Annotated in this window: 10 protein-coding genes; 8 read left to right on the plus strand and 2 right to left on the minus strand. The window is 72.0% G+C overall.

The window, feature by feature from the left end; translation table 11 throughout:
- The first annotated feature begins 53 nt into the window (after positions 1–53).
- The 7 genes from trpC to pyk all read left to right on the plus strand — a co-directional run bounded on the left by trpC (position 54) and on the right by pyk (position 11606).
- Positions 54–866, plus strand: coding sequence for an indole-3-glycerol phosphate synthase TrpC (trpC, locus tag ACFQTY_RS15875; protein WP_337975381.1), 813 nt, complete (start codon positions 54–56; stop codon positions 864–866).
- Positions 863–2170, plus strand: a complete 1308-nt coding sequence (gene trpB, locus ACFQTY_RS15880; protein WP_378102361.1) for a tryptophan synthase subunit beta — start codon at positions 863–865, stop codon at positions 2168–2170. The genes trpC and trpB overlap by 4 nt, the downstream gene beginning before the upstream one ends.
- Complete coding sequence (gene trpA / locus ACFQTY_RS15885; RefSeq protein WP_378102364.1) at positions 2167–2988, plus strand: tryptophan synthase subunit alpha; 822 nt, start codon at positions 2167–2169, stop codon at positions 2986–2988. Before trpB ends, trpA begins: the two co-directional genes overlap by 4 nt.
- The gene (gene lgt, locus ACFQTY_RS15890; protein WP_378102366.1) at positions 2985–3869 is read left to right on the plus strand and encodes a prolipoprotein diacylglyceryl transferase; all 885 of its coding nucleotides are present in this window, start codon (positions 2985–2987) and stop codon (positions 3867–3869) included. The genes trpA and lgt overlap by 4 nt, the downstream gene beginning before the upstream one ends.
- Positions 3870–4006: 137 nt before the next feature.
- A complete protein-coding gene (gltB, locus tag ACFQTY_RS15895) occupies positions 4007–8572 on the plus strand; it encodes a glutamate synthase large subunit (RefSeq protein WP_378102368.1) in 4566 nt (1521 codons plus the stop codon).
- Positions 8565–10040: a glutamate synthase subunit beta gene (locus tag ACFQTY_RS15900; RefSeq protein ID WP_378102370.1), complete on the plus strand. Its 1476-nt coding sequence runs from the start codon at positions 8565–8567 to the stop codon at positions 10038–10040. Before gltB ends, ACFQTY_RS15900 begins: the two co-directional genes overlap by 8 nt.
- Before the next feature lie 129 nt (positions 10041–10169).
- Positions 10170–11606, plus strand: a complete 1437-nt coding sequence (pyk, locus tag ACFQTY_RS15905) for a pyruvate kinase (protein WP_378102373.1) — start codon at positions 10170–10172, stop codon at positions 11604–11606.
- 85 nt (positions 11607–11691) lie between these two features.
- Here pyk and ACFQTY_RS15910 read toward each other — a convergent pair whose 3' ends face one another.
- Positions 11692–11916, minus strand: a complete 225-nt coding sequence (locus tag ACFQTY_RS15910; protein ID WP_263730414.1) for a hypothetical protein — start codon at positions 11914–11916, stop codon at positions 11692–11694.
- Positions 11917–12045: 129 nt separating this feature from the next.
- Here ACFQTY_RS15910 and ACFQTY_RS15915 point away from each other — a divergent pair, with 129 nt between their 5' ends.
- Positions 12046–12375 carry a GNAT family N-acetyltransferase gene (locus tag ACFQTY_RS15915; protein ID WP_378102376.1) on the plus strand — a complete coding sequence of 110 codons (330 nt, stop codon included), beginning with the start codon at positions 12046–12048 and terminating at the stop codon, positions 12373–12375.
- Positions 12376–12397: 22 nt separating this feature from the next.
- Here the strand turns inward: ACFQTY_RS15915 and ACFQTY_RS15920 are convergent, their stop codons facing one another.
- Entirely contained in the window at positions 12398–14686 is a 2289-nt protein-coding gene (locus tag ACFQTY_RS15920) for a glycoside hydrolase family 3 N-terminal domain-containing protein (RefSeq protein WP_378102378.1), read from the minus strand.
- Positions 14687–14770: the final 84 nt, after the last annotated feature.

Consider the following 14770-nt stretch of genomic DNA (forward strand, 5'->3'; position numbering starts at 1 on the left):
GCCGCCTTTACGATGGCCGCAACCGGACGGACCGGGCGGGAGGGGTGGGGGCCATGACCGTGCTGGACGACATCGTCGCCGGTGTCCGCCAGGACCTGGCCGAGCGCCAGGCGCTGACGTCGCTGGACGAGCTCAAGGAGCGGGCGCAGCGTCGGCCCTCAGCCCTCGAGTGCGTCTCTCGGCTGAAGGTCGAGGACGCCGTCACGGTCATCGCCGAGGTGAAGCGCTCGAGCCCGAGCAAGGGTGCGCTCGCCAGCATCGACGACCCGGCAGCCCTGGCCGCCGAGTACGAGAAGGGGGGAGCCGCCGCGATCTCGGTGCTGACCGAGCAGCGGCGCTTCCGGGGCTCGTTGGCGGACCTGGACTCGGTGCGGGCACGGGTGGACATCCCCGTGCTGCGCAAGGACTTCATCGTCACGCCGTACCAGGTGTGGGAGGCGCGGGCGCACGGCGCGGACCTGCTGCTGCTCATCGTGGCCGCGCTGGAGCAGACGGTGCTGGAGTCGCTGATCGACCGGGTGCACTCGTTGGGCATGACGGCGCTGGTCGAGGTGCACGACTCCGAGGAGGCGCGCCGCGCGGTCGACGCCGGCGCCCGCGTGGTCGGCGTGAACGCGCGGGACCTGCGGTCCCTCGAGGTGGACCGCGGCACGTTCGCGCGGGTGGCCCCGAGCATCCCGAACCACGTCGTCAAGGTCGCCGAGTCCGGGGTCCGCGGACCGCACGACGTCATGGACTACGCGCGAGCGGGTGCCGACGTCGTGCTGGTGGGGGAGGCCCTCGTCACGGACGACGCTCCCCGCCGGTCGGTGGCGGACCTCGTCGCGGCCGGTGCCCACCCCTCCCTGCGGGCGGTCCGGCAGTGAGCCCGTCCAGCGGCGGCCGTCCGGTTCCGTCGGACGCCCACGGCTCTGCGACCACGGGGCCGCTGTCCACGCACCAGGGACCGTACTTCGGTCAGTTCGGCGGCCGCTTCGTCCCGGAGGCGCTGATCGCGGCGCTCGACGAGCTGGACACCGCCTACCACAAGGCGCAGGCGGACCCGGCGTTCGGCGCCGCTCTGGCGCGGTTGCACCGCACCTACACCGGGCGGCCGAGCCCCCTCACGGAGGTCGAGCGGTTCGCCCGGCACGTGGGCGGCGGGGCGCGGGTGTTCCTGAAGCGCGAGGACCTCAACCACACGGGGTCCCACAAGATCAACAACGTGCTCGGGCAGGCCCTGCTGGTGAAGCGGATGGGCAAGACCCGGGTGATCGCGGAGACCGGCGCCGGCCAGCACGGGGTCGCCACGGCGACCGCAGCAGCGCTGATGGACCTCGAGTGCACGGTCTACATGGGCGAGGAGGACACCCGGCGGCAGGCGCTGAACGTCGCACGGATGCGCCTGCTCGGGGCGGAGGTGGTGCCGGTCCGGCAGGGCAGCCGCACCTTGAAGGACGCGATCAACGAGGCGCTGCGGGACTGGGTCACCAACGTCGAGACGACGCACTACCTGCTCGGCACGGTGACGGGCCCGCACCCGTTCCCCGAGATGGTGCGCGACTTCCACAAGATCATCGGCGAGGAGGCGCGCGCCCAGCTGTTCGACGAGATCGGGCGGCTGCCGGACGCCGTCGCCGCGTGCGTCGGTGGGGGGTCCAACGCGATGGGCATCTTCAACGCGTTCCTCGACGAGCCCTCCGTCCGGCTGTTCGGTTTCGAGGCCGGCGGTCACGGGATCTCCTCCGGCCAGCACGCCGCCCGGTTCTCCGGTGGTGAGCCCGGCGTGCTGCAGGGCGCGAGGTCGTACCTGCTGCAGGACGACGACGGCCAGACGCGCCCCAGCCACTCCGTCTCGGCAGGGCTGGACTACCCGAGCGTCGGCCCGGAGCACGCGTGGTTGCACGACATCGGGCGGGCCGAGTACCGGCCGGTGGACGACGACCAGGCGATGGAGGCGTTCCGCCTGCTGTGCCGCACCGAGGGCATCATCCCGGCGATCGAGTCGGCGCACGCGCTGGCGGGTGCCCTGCAGCTGGGGCCGGAGCTCGGGCAGTGGGGCGTCGAGGAGCCGGTGCTGCTGGTGAACCTCTCGGGCCGTGGGGACAAGGACGTGGCGACGGCGGGTGCATGGTTCGGGCTGCTGGCCGAGGAGCCCACGGTGCTGGCGGACCAGGGAGAGCAGCTGTGACCGGCACGGACGTCGTCTCGTCGACCGGATCCCTGCTCGACGCGTTGGCGGAGCGCGAGAACCGCGCGGCGCTGGTCGGCTACCTGCCGGTCGGCTACCCGAGCGTGCCGGCGTCGGTCGACGCGGTGCGGACGATGGTCGACGCAGGCGTGGACGTCGTCGAGCTGGGCATGCCCTACTCCGACCCCGTGATGGACGGACCGGTGATCCAGCGCGCGGTCGAGGCCGCCCTCGCCCGCGGCACGCGCGTGCGCGACACGCTGCTGGCGGTGGAGCAGGTGGCCGGTCGGGGCGCCCCGATCCTCGTCATGACGTACTGGAACCTCGTGCTGCGGTACGGCGTGGAGGCCTACGCGCGTGATCTGGCCGCGGCCGGCGGTGCCGGCCTGATCACCCCCGACCTCGTCCCGGACGAGGCCGCTGAGTGGATCGCGGCGTCTGACCGCCACGGGCTCGACAGGGTGTTCCTCGTCGCACCCAGCTCGACCCCGGAGCGCCTCGCGCTGACCGCCGCGTCGTCTCGCGGGTTCGTCTACGCGGCCTCGACGATGGGTGTGACGGGGGAGCGGTCGACGGTCGGCTCGCGGGCGCAGCAGCTGGTCTCGGACACCCGCGCGGCCGGCGCTCGCCACGTGTGCGTGGGCCTCGGTGTCTCCCGTCCGGAGCAGGCGGCCGAGGTCGGCGCCTACGCGGACGGCGTCATCGTCGGCTCGGCGCTCGTCCGCGCCCTGGTCGACGCACCCGACGAGCGGGCCGGGCTCGCGGCGCTGACCGCGGTCACGCAGAGCCTGGCGGCAGGTGTGCGGAGCGCGAGATGACGTTCGCCGCCGTGACGGCGGCGATCCCCAGCCCGTCGCGCGGCGTGTGGCACCTCGGACCGCTGCCTCTGCGCGCGTACGCGTTCGCGATCCTGCTCGGGATCGTCGTCGGCGTGGTGATCGCGCGACGTCGCTGGGTGGAGCGCGGTGGTGACGGCGACACCGCCCTCGAGATCGTCTACTGGGCGGTGCCGTTCGGGATCGTCGGAGGCCGGCTGTACCACGTGATCAGCTCGCCGGACGCCTACTTCGGACGTGGGGGAGACCCGGTCCGTGCCCTCTTCGTCTGGGAAGGCGGGCTGGGCATCTGGGGGGCCGTCGCGCTGGGTGGCCTCGGTGCGTGGATCGGCGCCCGCCGGCAGGGGGTCCGGCTCGCGCCGTTCGCCGACGCGCTGGCGCCCGGGCTGCTCGTCGCTCAGGCGATCGGCCGGCTCGGCAACTGGTTCAACCAGGAGCTCTTCGGCGGCCCGACGACACTGCCCTGGGGCCTGCGCATCGACGACGCGCACCTGCCGGCCGGCTACCCGTCCGGGACGCTCTTCCACCCCACCTTCCTGTACGAGCTGATCTGGAACCTGCTGGCGGCGGCCCTCCTCGTCTGGCTGGACCGGCGCTACCGGTTCGGTCACGGGCGTGCGTTCTGGCTCTACGTCGCGCTGTACTGCGCGGGCCGGCTGTGGATCGAGATGCTGCGGATCGACCCGGCGCACCAGGTCCTGGGCCTGCGGCTCAACGTCTGGACGGCCATCGTGGTCGGTCTCGGTGCGCTGGTAGCGTTCACCGTGGTCGGCCGCCGGCACCCCGGGCGCGACACGACCCTCCTGCTGGCCTCACCGGTGCGGCAGGACGACGAGAGGAACGCGTCGGACCCGACGCGGTGACCGCACCGCACCGTGGGACCACGCCTTGGTGTGCGATGCGGCCCCGGTACGACCGGTTGGTAGTGTCACCCCACGCATGCGGGCCAACGACGTCCCACACGCACCAGCTGTACGTGCGACCTTGTGAGGACGGTTTGATGTCGACATCGCACGTGACCCCAGGGAGCCTGCGGGCGCCCCTGGCCCACGGGCTGTACGACCCCGACGCCGAGCGCGACGCCTGCGGGTTCGCGTTCGTCGCCACGCTGCGCGGCACGCCGGGGCGCGACATCGTCGACGCCGGGCTCACCGCGCTGCTCAACCTCGACCACCGCGGTGCGGTAGGCGCCGAGGAGGACAGCGGCGACGGCGCGGGCATCCTCACGCAGATCCCCGACGCGTTCCTGCGGGACGTGGTGGACGCCGAGCTGCCGCCGGCCGGTCACTACGCGATCGGTCTCGCCTTCCTGCCCGTCGACGCCGACGAGCGCGAGCGTGTCGTCGCAGCGGTGGAGTCGATCGCGGCGGAGGAGAAGCTCGACGTGCTCGCGTGGCGCGACGTCGTGGTCACCGCCGACCTCGTCGGCCCCACGGCGCGTGCCTCGATGCCCGTGTTCCGCCAGCTCGTCGTCGCGGACCCTGTGCGTGAGCTCTCCGGGATCGACCTGGACCGCCGCACGTTCCGCCTGCGCCGGCGTGCCGAGCGCCAGGCCGGTCTCTACTTCGCCTCGCTGTCCGCCCGCACGCTGACGTACAAGGGCATGCTGACCACCGGGCAGCTGGAGCCGTTCTTCGCGGACCTGTCGGACCCGCGGTACGCCTCGGAGATCGTGCTGGTCCACTCGCGCTTCTCCACCAACACGTTCCCGTCCTGGGAGCTCGCGCAGCCGTTCCGGATCATCGCCCACAACGGTGAGATCAACACGGTGCGCGGCAACCGGAACTGGGTCGCCGCCCGCGAGGGCATGATGCACAGCGACCTGCTGGGCGACCTCGCGCCGCTGCTGCCGGTGTGCACGCCCGGTGGTTCGGACTCCGGCAGCTTCGACGAGGTCCTGGAGCTGCTGCACCTCGCCGGACGGTCCCTGCCGCACGCGATGATGATGATGATCCCGGAGGCATGGGAGAACCACGCCCAGATGGATCCCGAGCGGCGGGCGTTCTACGCCTACCACTCCACGCTGATCGAGCCGTGGGACGGCCCGGCGGCGATGACGTTCACCGACGGGACGCTGATCGGCTCGATGCAGGACCGCAACGGTCTGCGTCCCGGCCGGTACTGGGTCACCGAGGACGGGCTCGTGGTCTGCGCGAGCGAGGCCGGCGTGCTCGACCTCGACCCGGCGACGGTGGTGGCCAAGGGTCGCCTCGAGCCCGGGAAGATGTTCCTGGTCGACACCCGCCGCGGCCGGATCGTGGCGGACGAGGTGATCAAGGGCGAGCTGGCGGCCCAGCGGCCCTACGCCGAGTGGATGCGGGACAACGCGGTCCACCTCGAGCAGCTGCCGGAGCGCGAGCACGTGGCCCACTCGACCGCCTCCGTGCGGCGTCGGCAGCGGACCTTCGGGTACACCGAGGAAGAGCTGAAGATCATCCTGGCGCCGATGGGCACCAACGCCGCCGAGCCGCTCGGGGCGATGGGGTCCGACACGCCGGTCGCGGTGCTGTCGTCCCGTCCGCGGCTGCTGTTCGACTACTTCACGCAGATGTTCGCCCAGGTGACCAACCCGCCGCTGGACGCGATCCGTGAGGAGCTGGTCACGGCCATCGGTGGGGCCATCGGTCCGGAGCCGAACCTGCTGACCGACGGACCGGAGCACGCGCGCAAGCTGGTGCTGCCGTTCCCCGTGATCGACAACGACCAGCTCGCCAAGATCGTGCACGTCGCACGGCAGCCGGACCTCGGGTTCCGGGCCACGACGATCCGCGGCCTGTACCGGGTCGACGGTGGCGGTGCCGCGCTGCAGGCGCGGCTGGAGGAGATCTTCGCCGAGGTCGACGCGGCGATCGCCGACGGCGTGAGCTTCCTCGTGCTGTCCGACCGCAACTCGGACGCGGACCACGCGCCGATCCCGTCGCTCCTGCTCCTCTCGGCCGTGCACCACCACACGCTGCGCCGGCACACCCGCACGCAGATCTCGCTGGTCGTCGAGGCCGGTGACGTCCGCGAGGTGCACCACGTGGCGCTGCTGATCGGCTACGGCGCCGCTGCGGTGAACCCGTACCTGGCGATGGAGACGGTCGAGGACATGGCGCGCCGCGGCTACCTGCCGGGCGTCGCCCCCGAGAAGGCCGTCGCCAACCTGATCAAGGCGCTGGGCAAGGGCGTGCTGAAGGTGATGTCCAAGATGGGCATCTCCACGATGGCCTCCTACCGCGGCGCGCAGGTGTTCGAGGCGATCGGCCTGTCCCACGCGCTCGTCGAGCGGTACTTCACCGGCACGACCAGCCGGCTGGACGGCGTCGGGCTCGACGTGATCGCGGCGGAGGTCGCCGCACGGCACGCCGACGCCTACCCGGCGTCGGGCAACCGGCAGCCGCACCAGTCCCTCGCGGTGGGTGGCGAGTACCAGTGGCGCCGCGGTGGTGAGGAGCACCTGTTCGACCCGGAGACGGTGTTCCGTCTGCAGCACTCGACCCGGACGCGGCAGTACGACGTGTTCCGGCAGTACACCCAGCGGGTGGACGACCAGTCCTCGCGGCTGATGACGCTGCGAGGCCTCCTGCGCTTCAAGGACGGCGTGCGCCAGCCGGTGCCGATCGACGAGGTCGAGTCCGTCGAGTCGATCATCAAGCGGTTCTCGACCGGAGCGATGTCCTACGGCTCCATCTCGGCGGAGGCGCACGAGACCCTCGCCGTGGCGATGAACCACCTCGGCGCCCGCTCCAACACGGGCGAGGGTGGCGAGGACCCGGAGCGTCTGCACGACCCGGAGCGTCGCTCCCGCATCAAGCAGGTCGCGTCCGGCCGGTTCGGCGTGACGAGCGAGTACCTGACCTTCGCCGACGACCTGCAGATCAAGCTCGCGCAGGGCGCCAAGCCCGGCGAGGGCGGTCAGCTGCCGGGTCACAAGGTGTACCCGTGGGTCGCCCAGACGCGGCACTCGACACCCGGCGTCGGCTTGATCTCCCCGCCCCCGCACCACGACATCTACTCGATCGAGGATCTCAAGCAGCTGATCCACGACCTCAAGAACGCCAACCCGAAGGCCCGCGTCCACACCAAGCTCGTCAGCGAGTTCGGCGTCGGCACGGTCGCCGCCGGCTGCGCGAAGGCGCACGCGGACGTCGTGCTCATCTCCGGTCATGACGGCGGCACGGGTGCGAGCCCGCTGACCTCGCTCAAGCACGCGGGTACCCCGTGGGAGATCGGCCTGGCGGAGACCCAGCAGACGCTGGTGCTGAACGACCTGCGCGACCGCGTCGTCGTCCAGGTGGACGGTCAGCTGAAGACGGGTCGTGACGTGGTGATCGGCGCCCTGCTCGGTGCTGAGGAGTTCGGCTTCGCCACCGCGCCGCTGGTCGTCTCGGGCTGCGTCATGATGCGCGTCTGCCACCTCGACACCTGTCCGGTCGGCGTCGCCACGCAGAACCCCGAGCTGCGCGCCCGGTTCACGGGCAAGCCCGAGTTCGTCGAGACCTTCTTCGAGTACATCGCCCAGGAGGTGCGGGAGCACCTCGCGTCGATCGGCTTCCGGTCGATCGAGGAGGCGGTGGGCCACGTCGAGCTGCTCGACACCACGGCGGCGGTCGACCACTGGAAGGCTGCCGGGCTGGACCTCGGCCCGGTGCTGGCGGTGCCGGAGCCGAGGCCGGGTTCGTCGCTGCACCACGTCAAGGACCAGGACCACGGTCTGGAGCGGGCGCTGGACAACCAGCTGATCGCGATGGCAGCCGAGGCCCTCGAGCACGGTGAGCCCGTCCGCATCGCCCTGCCGGTCCGCAACGTCAACCGCACCGTCGGCACGCTGCTCGGCCACGAGGTGACCCGGCGGTACAGCGGTGCCGGCCTGCCGGACGACACGATCGACGTGACGCTGACCGGGTCGGCCGGTCAGTCCTTCGGCGCCTTCCTGCCCAAGGGCGTGACCCTGCGCCTGTTCGGCGACGCGAACGACTACGTCGGGAAGGGCCTGTCGGGCGGTCGCCTCGTCGTCCGGCCGCACCGCAGCTCCGTGCTGTCGGGCCGGAACAACGTCGTCGCCGGCAACGTCATCGGGTACGGCGCGACCTCGGGTGAGGCCTTCCTGCGCGGGTTGGTCGGGGAGCGCTTCGGTGTGCGCAACTCCGGCGCGACGCTCGTCGTGGAAGGGGTGGGTGACCACGCCTGCGAGTACATGACGGGCGGAACCGTCGTCGTGCTCGGCCCGACCGGGCGCAACCTCGCGGCCGGCATGTCGGGCGGCACGGCGTACGTCCTGGACCTGCAGCCGGCGCTGGTCAACACGCAGGCGGTCGCCAGCGGTGAGCTCGCGCTCCAGCCGCTGGACGACGCCGACGTCGTGCTGGTCACGGGCCTGCTGCGCCGGCACCTCGACGAGACCGGTTCGCCGGTGGCGGCGCAGCTGCTCGAGGACCCCGAGGCGGTGCGCACGCGGTTCACCCGGCTGCTGCCGACCGAGTACGCACGCGTCCGCGAAGCCCTGTCCAAGGCGGCCGCCGAGGGGCTCGACCCCACGGCCCCGGGTGTGTGGGAGCGGATCCTGGAGGTGGCGCATGGCTGACCCGCGCGGGTTCCTCAAGGTGCGCGACCGCCAGCTGCCGCCGAACCGGCCGGTCGAGGTGCGCATCCAGGACTGGAAGGACGTGCACGAGCAGCTCCCCGAAGGTCAGCCGTTCTTGCGCGCCCAGGCGGGTCGCTGCATGGACTGCGGCATCCCGTTCTGCCACAACGGCTGCCCGCTGGGGAACCTGATCCCCGAGTGGAACGACCTGGTCTGGCGCGGGCAGTGGGCGGACGCGATCGAGCGCCTGCACGCGACCAACAACTTCCCGGAGTTCACCGGCCGCATCTGCCCGGCGCCCTGCGAGTCGTCCTGCGTGCTCGGCATCAGCCAGCCGCCGGTCACCATCAAGAACGTCGAGGTGTCGATCATCGACGAGGCGTTCGAGCGCGGGTACGTGACCCCGCAGGTGCCGCAGCGCCTCACCGGTCACACGGTCGCGGTGGTCGGGTCCGGGCCGGCCGGCCTCGCCGCGGCCCAGCAGCTGACGCGTGCCGGCCACACGGTGGCGGTGTACGAGCGTGACGACGCGATCGGCGGCCTGCTCCGCTACGGGGTGCCGGACTTCAAGCTCGAGAAGCGGCACATCGACCGCCGGCTCACGCAGATGACGGCGGAGGGCACCCGCTTCCGGCCCAACGTCGAGATCGGTCGTGACATCACCTGGGACGACCTCCGGGCCCGGTACGACGCGGTGGTCGTGGCCACGGGTGCGACGGTGCCCCGCGACCTGCCGCTGCCGGGCCGTGAGCTCGACGGCATCCACGTCGCGATGGACTACCTGCACCAGGCCAACGTCGTGGCCGCGGGTGGGACCGTGCCGGACCAGATCACCGCCGAGGGCAAGCACGTGGTGATCATCGGCGGCGGCGACACCGGCTCCGACTGCCTGGGTACGGCGCTGCGGCAGGGTGCCGCCTCCGTGACGACGCTCGCGATCGGCAAGCGTCCGCCGTCGCACCGGACCGCGGAGCAGCCGTGGCCGACCGACCCCGTGCTGTTCGAGGTGTCGTCCTCGCACGAGGAAGGCGGCGAGCGCGCGTACCTCGCCTCGACCGTCGCCTTCATCGGCGGCGAGGGCGACGACGCCGGCGCCGTCCGTCACCTGCGCCTGGCGCGCACCGAGTACCTGCCGGACGGGACCCGGGCACCGACCCCGGGCACGGAGCAGGACGTGCCGGCGGACCTGGTGCTGATCTGCCTGGGCTTCTCCGGTCCCGAGACGAGTGCGCTGGTCGACCAGATCGGCGTCCGGGTGACGCGGCGGTCCACCATCCAGCGCTCGGCCGACTTCGCCGTCGGGCTGCCGGGCGTGTTCGTCGCGGGCGACGCCGGCCGTGGTCAGTCGCTCGTGGTGTGGGCGATCGCCGAGGGTCGAGCCGCTGCGGCCTCGGTCGACGCCTACCTCAACGGCCTGTCGGAGCTGCCAGCACCGATCGAGGCCAGCACCCAGGCGCTGCGTCCCTGACCAGCAGACGAACGCCGCACGACCAGCACGTGACACATCACACCCGTGACCGCGGATAACCCCTGCCCACGAGGCGGGGCCAGGACGTTCGGCTGCGGCCCGAAAACCGAGAGGGAATAGGCTCGAAACATGCGTAGAGCGAAGATCGTCTGCACCATCGGCCCCGCGACGGAGTCGCCCGAGCAGATCCAGGCACTGGTCGACGCGGGTATGGACGTGGCGCGACTGAACCGCAGCCACGGTGAGACCGAGGTGCACCAGCGCGTCTACAACAACGTGCGGGCCGCGGCGAAGGCGTCGGGCCGCTCGGTCGCCGTCCTGGTCGACCTGCAGGGCCCCAAGATCCGCCTCGGCCGGTTCGTCGAGGGCAAGCACTTCCTCGAGGTCGGTGACGTGTTCACCATCACCACCGAGGACGTCGAGGGCACCAAGGAGCTCGTCTCCACCACCTTCAAGGGCCTGCCGGGCGACGTGAAGCCGGGCGACCCGATCCTCATCGACGACGGCAAGGTGCTGGTCCGCGTCACCGAGGTGGACGGCCCCCGTGTGGTCACCCGCGTCGAGGTGCCGGGCCCGGTCTCCAACAACAAGGGCCTCAACCTGCCGGGCGTCGCGGTGTCGGTCCCCGCGCTGAGCGACAAGGACGAGGAGGACCTGCGCTGGGCCGTCCGCGTCGGTGCCGACCTCATCGCGCTGTCCTTCGTCCGGAACGCCCGCGACTACGACGACGTGCGCCGGATCATGGAGGAGGAGGGCCGGGTCGTCCCGGTCATCGCCAAGATCGAGAAGCCGCAGGCCGTCGAGAACCTCAACGAGATCGTGCAGACGTTCGACGGCATCATGGTCGCCCGCGGCGACCTGGGCGTCGAGCTGCCGCTCGAGCAGGTGCCGCTGGTCCAGAAGCGCGCCGTCGAGCTGGCGCGCCGCAACGCGAAGCCGGTGATCGTCGCGACGCAGGTGCTCGAGTCGATGATCACCAGCCCGCGACCGACCCGAGCCGAGGCCTCCGACTGCGCCAACGCGGTCCTCGACGGTGCCGACGCGGTGATGCTGTCCGGCGAGACGAGCGTCGGCGACTACCCGATCGAGGCGGTCCGCACCATGGCCCGCATCATCGAGGTGACCGAGGAGCTGGGACGCGAGCGCATCGCGCCGCTCGGCTCGACCCCGCAGACCCGTGGTGGTGCCATCACGCGTGCGGCCGCCGAGGTGGGCGACGCGCTCGGGGTGAAGTACCTGGTCACGTTCACGCAGTCGGGTGACTCCGCCCGGCGGATGTCGCGCCTGCGGTCGGCGATCCCGCTGCTCGCCTTCACCCCGCTGGAGGCGGTCCGGAACGTGCTGTCGCTCAGCTGGGGCGTGCAGACGTATCTCGTGCCGAAGGTCGAGAGCACGGACGTGATGGTCTACCAGGTGGACCAGACGCTGCGCGCGCAGGGCCTGGCCGAGATCGGCGACGTGGTCGTTGTCGTGGCGGGTACGCCGGTCGGCGTGACCGGGTCCACCAACTCCGTGGTGGTGCACCGCATCGGCGGCGAGGAGCCGGAGCGCCTGCGCGTCCTGTGACGTCGGCGTCCTTCGACGCACCACAGCAACGAGAAGAGCTCGCCGCGCGGCCCCAGACGGGGCTCGTGCGGCGAGCTCTCCTCGTTCAGCGCCCGCTGAGGGCGACCGGGCGGTGGGCGTCGATCGACACGCAGTACTCGCAGCGCGGACGTTCGTCCGTGCCCAGCTGCTTGTTCCACCAGGGGATCTCGCGACCCGCAGGGCACTCGTCGTCGTCGTGGAAGACCTGGGGGTCGGACGGGTGTGCCGAGTGGTACGCCTTGACCTTCATCGCGCCGGCCTCCTTGCCGTCGAGACGTCTGACCTGCACGGCCAGTGGATGGGACGACGTTAGGGCCCTCTGCCGAGCGGGGCTGAGACTTAGGGCCCTGGTCCCGTGGACGGCCCGCACGGCGGTGGTCGGGTCGCCGCACAGCCTGCGTGCCGACAGGATCTCGGCATGAGCGGCGACGGTCGGACGGGAGCGCGGGTGGACGACATCGAGGTGCGGGACACGGCGGCGGAGCGGCGTTACGAGGCGCGGCAGGGAGAGACGGTCGTCGGGGTGCTGCTCTACGAGCTGGACGGTGGCCTGGTGACCTTCACGCACACGGAGGTGGACCCGCAGGCCGAGGGCACCGGCGTGGGGTCGGCGCTGGCCCGTCGTGCCCTGGACGATGCCCGGGCGTCGGGACGACGGGTGGTTCCGGCGTGCCCTTTCGTCAAGGCGTGGATCGACCGGCATCGCGAGTACGCGGACCTGGTGCAGCCCTCGGGCCCGGTGCGATGACCTTGGGGCGCGGCGTCGGCCGTCAGTCCCGGACGGCGAACGTGGCGTGCAGCAGGTCGCGGTCCCGTGAGGACGGGCCGACGAGCAGCTCGAACTCGCCGGGCTCGACGACCCGCGTCGCGTCCGCGTCGACCAGCGTGCAGTCCCGTACCGGCAGCTCGAGCTCGACGACCCGTCGCTCACCGGGTGCCAGCGCCACCTGCCGGTAGGCCTTGAGCTCCTTCTGTGCCCAGGTCACCGACGTGACGACGTCGTGCAGGTAGACCTGGACGGTCTCGAGGACGGGTCGGCCCCCGGTGTTCGTGACGGTGACGCGCGCTCGCACGGCGTCGTCCCGGCCGACCACCGGCGTGGAGACGACGAGGTCGTCGTACACCACGCTCGTGTAGCTGAGGCCCTCGCCGAACGCGAAGGCGGGGTCCTGGGTCAGGTCGGCGTACCGCGTGCCGTGCTGGCCGGGCAGCTGGTTGTAGTACGTGGGTTGCTGGCCGACGTGCCGGGCGAACGAGATCGGCAGCCGGCCGCTCGGCTCCACCAGGCCGAGCAGCAGCTCCGCGATCGCCTGGCCGCCGCGCATGCCCGGGTTGGCCGCCCACACGAGTGCGGCGGCCTCCAGGGCGGGCGGCGGCAGGACGAGCGGCTTCGAGGCGACGAGGACGACGACCATCGGTGTGCCCGTCGCCGCGAGGGCGTCGAGCAGGGCGATCTGCCCGCCGACCAGCTCGAGGGTGGCCGTGGAGCGGCCCTCGCCGACCAGCTCGATGCGGTCGCCGACCACGGCGACGACCACGTCGGCGTCTCGGGCCGCCTGGACCGCCTCGGCGATCAGCGTGTCGTCGGGCGGGCAGGGCACCGCGACCGCCGGACGCGGCTGACCGTCAGGGAAGAAGGCACCTTCCGGGTCCGGTCCGACGGTGACGACGTCCGCACCGCGGGCGTGCGTCACGGTCCAGCTGCTCGGCGCGTGCGCGCGCAGGCCGTCGAGCACCGTGGTGGTCAGGTGCCGCGGGTGGCCGTCGGGCAGCCAGTCCGCCTGGCCGGACGCCCCGGCCCAGTCGCCGAGCTGCGCGTGCTGGTCGTCGGCGTTGGGGCCGACGACCGCGACGCGGTACGGGCGGTCGGTGGGGTCCGCGGCGCGTCCGGTCGCGTCGGCGGTGAACCCACCGGCCAGGGGCAGCGTGCCGTCGTTGCGGAGCAGCACCAGCGACCGGCGGGCCGTCTCGAGGTTGACGGCGGTGTGCTCGGGGGCGCCCACGACGGCGCGCTGGCGTGCGGGCTCGGGGCGGCGTGGGTCCTCGAAGAGACCGAGCTCGAACTTCAGCGTGAGGATGCGACCGACCGCTGCGTCGATCTCGCTCTCGGCGAGCAGGCCTCGGGCCACCGCGTCCTGGGCGCCGGCGAAGAACTGCGGCGTCGTCATCACCATGTCGTTGCCCGCCCGGACCGCGCGGGCCGCGGCGTGGGTGTGGTCCGGCTCGATCCGCTGCTCCCACACCATGCGGCCGACGTTGTCCCAGTCGGTGACCAGCGTGCCGGTGTACCCCCACTCGCCGCGGAGGACCTCGTTCAGCAGCCAGTGGTTGACGGTGATCGGGACACCGTCGGTGGACTGGTAGCCGAGCATGAACGTGCGGCAGCCCTCACGTGCCACGCGTTCGAACGGCGGCAGGAACCAGGACCGCAGCTTGCGGCGGGAGATGTCGGCCTCGCTGGCGTCCCGCCCGCCCTGCGTCTCCGAGTAGCCGGCGAAGTGCTTGGCGGTGGCGAGGATCGCGGTCGGGTCGGTGAGGCCGTCGCCCTGGTAGCCGCGGACCATGGCCGAGGCGAGCTCGCCGATCAGGAACGGGTCCTCGCCGAACGTCTCGTCGACGCGGCCCCAGCGCAGGTCCCGCGCGATGCACAGCACGGGGGAGAACGTCCAGTGGATGCCGGTGGCGGCGACCTCCACGGCCGTCGCTCGCGCCGCTCGCTCGAGGAGGTCGGGGTCCCAGGTGGCCGCCATGCCGAGCTGGGTGGGGAAGATCGTCGCGCCCTCGAAGAACGAGTGCCCGTGGATGCAGTCCTCGGCGACGAGGAGCGGGATGCGCAGCCGCGTCCCGTCGGTGAGGTCGTGGGCCTGCAGCACGTTGTCGGGGGAGGCGTGCAGGATCGAGCCGACGTGGAAGTCCCTGACGAGCGGCTCGACGCCGTCCTTGGCGTTGAGCTGCAGCATCTGCCCGACCTTCTCGGGCAGCGTCATCCGGGCGAGCAGGTCGGCCACCCGGGCAGGGACTTCGAGGCTGGGGTCCTGGTAGGGCAGGAGCGCGGTCACAGTGACGGGTCCTCTCTCAGCCTCGGGGTCAGTCTCGAATCGATTCGACGGCGATTCGGCCGCCACTGTATCCGTTTCCGAGGG

This window comes from Cellulomonas sp. T2.31MG-18 (assembly GCF_964266755.1).
GTDB lineage: Bacteria > Actinomycetota > Actinomycetes > Actinomycetales > Cellulomonadaceae > Cellulomonas.

What these genes read in the sequence shown, in the direction of transcription:
- pyk (WP_378102373.1), top strand. Translation starts at nt 10,170, where the DNA reads ATGCGTAGAGCGAAGATCGTCTGCACCATCGGCCCCGCGACGGAGTCG.
- ACFQTY_RS15915 (WP_378102376.1), top strand. Translation starts at nt 12,046, where the DNA reads ATGAGCGGCGACGGTCGGACGGGAGCGCGGGTGGACGACATCGAGGTG.
- gltB (WP_378102368.1), top strand. Translation starts at nt 4,007, where the DNA reads ATGTCGACATCGCACGTGACCCCAGGGAGCCTGCGGGCGCCCCTGGCC.
- lgt (WP_378102366.1), top strand. Translation starts at nt 2,985, where the DNA reads ATGACGTTCGCCGCCGTGACGGCGGCGATCCCCAGCCCGTCGCGCGGC.
- ACFQTY_RS15900 (WP_378102370.1), top strand. Translation starts at nt 8,565, where the DNA reads ATGGCTGACCCGCGCGGGTTCCTCAAGGTGCGCGACCGCCAGCTGCCG.
- trpC (WP_337975381.1), top strand. Translation starts at nt 54, where the DNA reads ATGACCGTGCTGGACGACATCGTCGCCGGTGTCCGCCAGGACCTGGCC.